Annotated in this window: 4 protein-coding genes and 1 pseudogene; 1 reads left to right on the top strand and 4 read right to left on the bottom strand. The window is 34.7% G+C overall.

Features of this window, described 5'->3' with window-relative positions; translation table 11 throughout:
* Nucleotides 1-334: 334 nt before the first annotated feature.
* The 3 genes from OZD66_RS02070 to OZD66_RS02080 all read right to left on the bottom strand — a co-directional run bounded on the left by OZD66_RS02070 (nt 335) and on the right by OZD66_RS02080 (nt 3256).
* On the bottom strand, nt 335-850 hold the full coding sequence (locus OZD66_RS02070; protein WP_182366978.1) for a transposase: 516 nt from the start codon (nt 848-850) through the stop codon (nt 335-337).
* Nucleotides 840-1103 (bottom strand): hypothetical protein, encoded by a 264-nt coding sequence (locus tag OZD66_RS02075; protein ID WP_275022079.1) that lies wholly within the window; start codon nt 1101-1103, stop codon nt 840-842. Before OZD66_RS02075 ends, OZD66_RS02070 begins: the two co-directional genes overlap by 11 nt.
* 461 nt (nt 1104-1564) lie before the next feature.
* A complete protein-coding gene (locus tag OZD66_RS02080; protein ID WP_259348518.1) occupies nt 1565-3256 on the bottom strand; it encodes a hypothetical protein in 1692 nt (563 codons plus the stop codon).
* A gap of 130 nt (nt 3257-3386) precedes the next feature.
* Here OZD66_RS02080 and OZD66_RS02085 point away from each other — a divergent pair, with 130 nt between their 5' ends.
* Nucleotides 3387-4742, top strand: coding sequence for a phosphomannomutase/phosphoglucomutase (locus OZD66_RS02085; protein WP_182366974.1), 1356 nt, complete (start codon nt 3387-3389; stop codon nt 4740-4742).
* A gap of 106 nt (nt 4743-4848) precedes the next feature.
* Here the strand turns inward: OZD66_RS02085 and OZD66_RS02090 are convergent.
* A pseudogene (locus OZD66_RS02090) lies at nt 4849-5699 on the bottom strand (Rpn family recombination-promoting nuclease/putative transposase).
* Nucleotides 5700-5992 lie beyond the last annotated feature (293 nt).

Genomic DNA, 5992 nt, shown 5'->3' on the forward strand with positions numbered 1-5992 from the left:
TATAGCTAAAGTGACTTAGGTTCTCTAATTGCACATAAGTCAACAATAATTTTCACACAAATCAAAACAGCATATCTTCTCCATAATCCTTGGTAATTTTATATAAGTTAAAAGTAGCATATGGTTCTCTCCGCGGTCTGAGATGACAATAAATTTGTCAAGCCGCATTATACTTGTTAGGCGGAAGTGGACGGCAACATGTTTACCACGAAGTCTAACTAAGTTCTTGCTTGTCCCTTCCATCGGCATTGCTATCTTTATTTTCAATAAAATTATTGTCCTATGCTCTTTTGATGTTTATTGATAATAAAATTCTGTTTTATGAACCAACATCCTATGCATAATTACAGCTAATTTTCTTGCTACTGCTACAATTGCTTTTTTCATTCCTTTTTTCTTCGCAACCCCAGTTTTTTAATTTAAATGTCCTCTTGGTAACTGTAAGCATTGTTTGTGCAGCTTCATATAACATACTTCTACATTCCGCTGGTCCCATCTTTGATATGCTGCCATGCCGATCAACTTCTCCAGAAGAATATTGCCTTGGTGTCAACCCTATATATGCTCCAACTGTATCAGATTTCTCAAACCTATATGGGTTATCAATTGCAGCTTTATACGTCATTGCTACTATAATCCCCACTCCTGGAACAGTAGTTAACAATTTACAATCATCGTCTTTTTCACCTTGTTCTGAAAGCATTTTGTCAAGCTTTCTTAATGACTTTCCTATTGCTTCCAAACTACAAACTAACGCTTCAATTGAACTCCTACTGATTTCATCCAAATTATTTATTGCCTCTTGTATTCTTAAAGCGAAAGTTTCAAATTTTGATCCTTTACCGACCATGTATCTTCAACAACCCTCTTATTGTTCCAATAACCTGCTGTTTGCTACACATTAGCTGTCTTCTGCTTCCAAGCGCTATTTTAATTTGACAACTGATTTTACTAACACTTCTCATCATCTGCGCTATACCCCTCGCATCGTTTTTATCATTCTTATTGATTCTTGCAGACAACGCTGCTGCCATATGCTTTGCATCTACACAAATTACTGGTAATCCAAAACTCCTTAACTCTTTGCACATTGATATTGACAACTGTCCACTTTCTATTCCTATGGATTCGTATTTTTTGCCTTGGCTAATCTGCTATTGCCTTACTTTCGCTTGCAACAACTTCTTCCTTAACAATTTTTCCTTTCTCATCAACGATACTTATAAAAGTTTCTTTTAATGAGATCGCTATAATATTTCATGACCTACTGTAAAAGTTTAAATTATTTTTGAAGAACCAATTCATTGAATTTGTTACTTCGTGCTAAAATAATGGACTCCATCATTCAATTGCAATTACAGTATGTTTAGCTATAATTTGAAAAACAAAAATTCGTCATTCCGCTACTATTTAGAGGGATCTAGAGATACCGCGAATGAATCGCGGGATGACGGTTCGTGGTGGCATGACGATAAGCTCGTCATCCCGCTACGTGTTAGCGGCTGAGATAACGCGAATAAATCGCGGGATGACGTGTTGCTTGGGTCAGCTATAGAAGCAAAACTCATCCTTTTGGAAGAGGAGGAGATTTTTCCGAAACCTCAGTGGGGATTGATTTTGGATCTGATAATTCTGTATTTACCTTGATTGGCTCTAATGGAGTTTTCTGCTCTTCTGGTTTATCGTCTGGAATTGGAACAGGCCAATCCATAATGTTTTGCGGTATAACTTCTGCTTCTTTAGCTTCTTTTTGACCTGTTGAAGATGATGCATCAACTCCTGCATTTTTGGTAACTTCTTGTTTTAATTGTTTATTTTCTTCTTGTAATTGCTTTAAATTTTTCTTTAACTCGTCAATCTCTCTTATTTTTTGTTTTAATTGTTCAGATATAGTTAGTTTGTCTCTAGTCAATTTTTTGTTTTCTTGTCTTAACCCACTAGCTATTCTGCTTGAGTTGTTGTTTACAGCTTGTATACCTTGGTCTTGCTGCTGCATGCTTGTTCCTCTACTTTCATATTCAACTTCAGTTTGAGTTGCCTGACCTTTTTCCTGCTGTAATATGTTCTGCAGTTGCTCTAGACTCTCTTTGACAGACTTTAGCTCTTTTTGTAACATGTCTTCCTTTCCTTTATAACTCTCTTCAAGTTTCGCAAGTGTGGATTTTAAGGAGTCACGTTCTAATCTTAGATCCTCAAGCTGCTTTGCCTGCGCTGCAAAATATTGAGCAAATGTTTTTTTTCCTTCCTTTAATTCCTCAATTTCGTTTATAATTTTATCTACTTTATCTTTTAATCCTTCTTGTTCATACTTTTTCTTATAATCTTTGTGTATTTCTTGTTCATCGTAGTCATCGTCAATGTATTCATCAGTGATTTCAGACTCTTCATCACCAATCTCGCTTTCAACAGAAGAAGAACTTCTACGTGAAGAAGGTATGCTAGGAGAGGAATACCCACTGCTGCTTGGTGTAGGTGACTGTGGTGATATATGTGGATCTTTTGTAAATATTTCCTCTGCTGGTACTTGCTGATCGTCTACGCTCTTAGTAAAAGCTTGATGCAGAGTTTTTCCATTGATAAAAACTTCTTTATTCTGCTCAACTAATTTTAATATTTTATCTTTTGTTTCCTCTGGTGTGAACTTTAAATCACCAAATTTTGGCTTACCAATAACACTCTGTATACCACCAGAATCCAATTTTACGGTCATGCTACAGTCTATGCTGTTACCTTCAGAATCCTTAGCCTGCCAATTAATGGTCATTTCACATGGGCTTGAACCAGTAAAATCATGGTGCCTCTCATTGCCATTTTTTTTGCTTGCGGTTATTTGACTATCTTTCCCTAAAGATATGTTATAAACCTTACCTTCACTGCTAGCTCTTAAAATATTGCTAATTTCTATTGATTTTTCTTCATTTTCAAATCTAATTTTGAAGTCATTATCCTTTATTGGATACACTAAGAAATTTTGACCAGGCAGAAACGACTTAAGTTCTTTATGCATTGCATCTATTGATTGCTCAAATTTTTGGAACTCCTTTTCCCACTTTAAATTTATCTGTCCTGTAATGTTCTCATCTTTGCGTAAAGGACCAATAAAGTACCAGATGAGATTTTCTTCCTTTAGTTTTTTTATAAAATCCTGAAGATCGTTGCAAGATTCAATGACACTTAAAATATCATTTTTCTTCTGTTCATCTGCATCTAAACTTTGACTTTCAGCTATAAATACATTTTCATTTTCCTGTGTCATAATTTTACATTTAAAAAAAATATACTATAATATTAACAGATTTTTTTAAAAAGTCAACTAATTGCTGAGTAAATAAACTTGAGCATTTGGCCAAAATGTTATATAGTAGTTACTCCTTAAGCAGTGCAGTATGGACAATACCATTATAAGAAAATACGATATTAGAGGTATAGTAGGCAAAGATTTGCAGATTAATGATGGGCATGAGATAGGTAGAAAGTTTGGCCAAACCGTAGCTAGTGTTTGTGTTGGCTACGACAGCAGAATAGATTCACCAGGTATAGAAAGAGAATTAATTAGGGGCTTAACTTTATCCGGTGCAAATGTTATACGCGTTGGACTATGCTCTTCACCTATGCTCTACGCTGCAACACAAATCACGCAGGCGGATCTTGGTATCATAATAACTGCTTCTCATAACCCCAGCGAATATAATGGCTTTAAATTTTTTAGTAATGAAAAAGTCTTCTCAGATCAAGAGATAAAGGAAATTATAAGCAATCAAATTAAAGACAGTACAAGAATTGGAAGCTTAATTAACATAAATATATATAGTGAGTACATTAGCATATTGAAAGGTGCGGTAAAGAACAATAATACACAAAAGTTAAAAATAGCCTGGGATTGTGGAAATAGTCCAGCAAGTGGAATCATAAGGTATATTGAAAAGATCTTGCCCGGTCATACGCACATCGTAACCAATAACTCTATAGATGGGGCATTTCCACTGCATGATCCAGATCCCATAGAGGAAAAAAATCTCGCTCAACTAATTGATATTGTAAAGGAACATAAATGTGATCTTGGCATTGCACTAGATGGTGATAGCGATAGGGTGCGCTTAATTGATAATAAAGGCAGTGTTGTTTCCAATGACCATTTATTTATAATTTTTGCACGTGAAGTGTTGGAGGAATATCCAGAAAGCAAAGTTATTGCCAACGTAAAAATGAGTATGAAAGTGCATGATTTTGTTAGTAAGTTAGGAGGGCAAGTTATTACCTGCCCTACTGGACATTCACTAGTTAAGAAGAAGATGGTAGAGGAAGAGGCAAAGTTTGCTGGTGAATTAAGCGGGCACTTCTTCTTTTCTGAGCTAGGTTTTGATGATGGGCTATATTCTGCTGTTAAAGCAGTTGACATTTTGCTTAAGAAAAACCAAAGCCTATCTCAGGTAATTGAGGATTTACCGAAGTTATATATCACTCATGAAGTAAAGATTGTAGTGAAAGATGAGAAAAAATTTCAAATAATTGAATCAATAAAGAAAACACTGGAGCAGCAAAATATTGTATTTTCAGATCTTGATGGTGTTAAGGTAACCGATAATAAAGGTTGGTGGCTTCTTAGGGTATCAAATACGCAAAACTGCATTACAGCAAGATGCGAAGGAGAGACTTTAGAAGGTTTTGAACTTACTAAAAAGGTTTTGTTCCATTACATTGATGAAGCAAGGTCTTTAAATTGTAGCTACTCACAGAAATAAACGTGACTTACAAAATTGGCATAAAAGTATAAAGATAAATAGGCTAAATGTACTTATCACCTGGTCAGGCTGCAGCATTATTTCGCGTAGCCGTTTGCGGGTCCACTTAATTCTGCAATTCTTTGATTTCACTCATGGAGAGGCCAGTAAACTTAACAATAGTGGTGACATCAACATTATTAGCCAGCATTGTTTTTGCAACTTCAATTTTTCCTTCCCTTTTAGCATCATCAAGTTTTTGTTCAAGAACAGCCCGTTCATCACGAATACGTTTTATTTCCTGTTCGTAGGCAATAAATTCTTTCTCTGACCAGTTGAATCTATTTAGTTCTTCATATGCCTTTTTAATTATTACATCACTACCTATTATCTTTTCCAATTCTTCTTCGCTAGTTTCATTTGCATATTTAAAATAATAGATCCATTTTTCAACTATACTCTCCAATTGGTCTTCTTTAGTTTTAGGAAATTTTGGTAACTCAATAAATGTAAAATAAAAATCTTTTAAATCATGTTCATAGCTATCTTTGTCTAACATTACATGATCTGACTTATACTCAGATTTATTAGGAAAGAGAATACAATCAGCAATAGCTATAAAAATGATTTCTTTAAGACCCTGATATTGATCACCTTTATCAGCTTGCCTTGAATAAGCTTTAGCAGCGTAATATTGAGCGCGTTTTTCAAAGCCTTTAGTTTTGGCAACTTGCATTTCGACTATTACTTGCACCCCATTTTCATCCCTGCAAAGAACATCAACGATACTTTGTTTTTTAGAGGCAATTTCAGCATCTTGAATAGTGCTGAGGAATCCTATTTCTTTTTTTCATCTTTGCCAGTGAACCCCAAAATATCATTGAGAAAGTGAATGAGGATGTCTTTATTTTCTTCAGTACCAAAAATACGCCGGAACGCAACATCATTCTTGGGGTCGAGAAATTTAGAAAGAGCCATAAAAAAATTTTTAAATGTATCTTTATATTATATATTCTTATTAATAATAATTCAATAATTTGTCGTCTTTTTTGTTAACTTTACTGATGTTGTTGTAAGGAACGTTGTTGCCAAATTTTGTAAAATTTATTATCCTAAGGTTTCAAGTTCTCACAGGTTTATTGGAACTATATGTACAATGTGTTTATCAGTGAAAATCAGGGGAAAATGATGGGAGAAAAATTAATACATTACTTCAGCCAGAACAAGTGTGAAGGCAATGCAGAAATGAAAAATCTGCTGGGAGGGAAGGG

The organism is Wolbachia endosymbiont of Drosophila baimaii, assembly GCF_028982185.1.
GTDB lineage: Bacteria > Pseudomonadota > Alphaproteobacteria > Rickettsiales > Anaplasmataceae > Wolbachia > Wolbachia pipientis.

Excerpts from the sequence above, each read along its gene's own strand:
- OZD66_RS02070 (WP_182366978.1), bottom strand. The coding sequence starts at position 850 with ATGGTCGGTAAAGGATCAAAATTTGAAACTTTCGCTTTAAGAATACAA.
- OZD66_RS02085 (WP_182366974.1), top strand. The coding sequence starts at position 3,387 with ATGGACAATACCATTATAAGAAAATACGATATTAGAGGTATAGTAGGC.
- OZD66_RS02080 (WP_259348518.1), bottom strand. The coding sequence starts at position 3,256 with ATGACACAGGAAAATGAAAATGTATTTATAGCTGAAAGTCAAAGTTTA.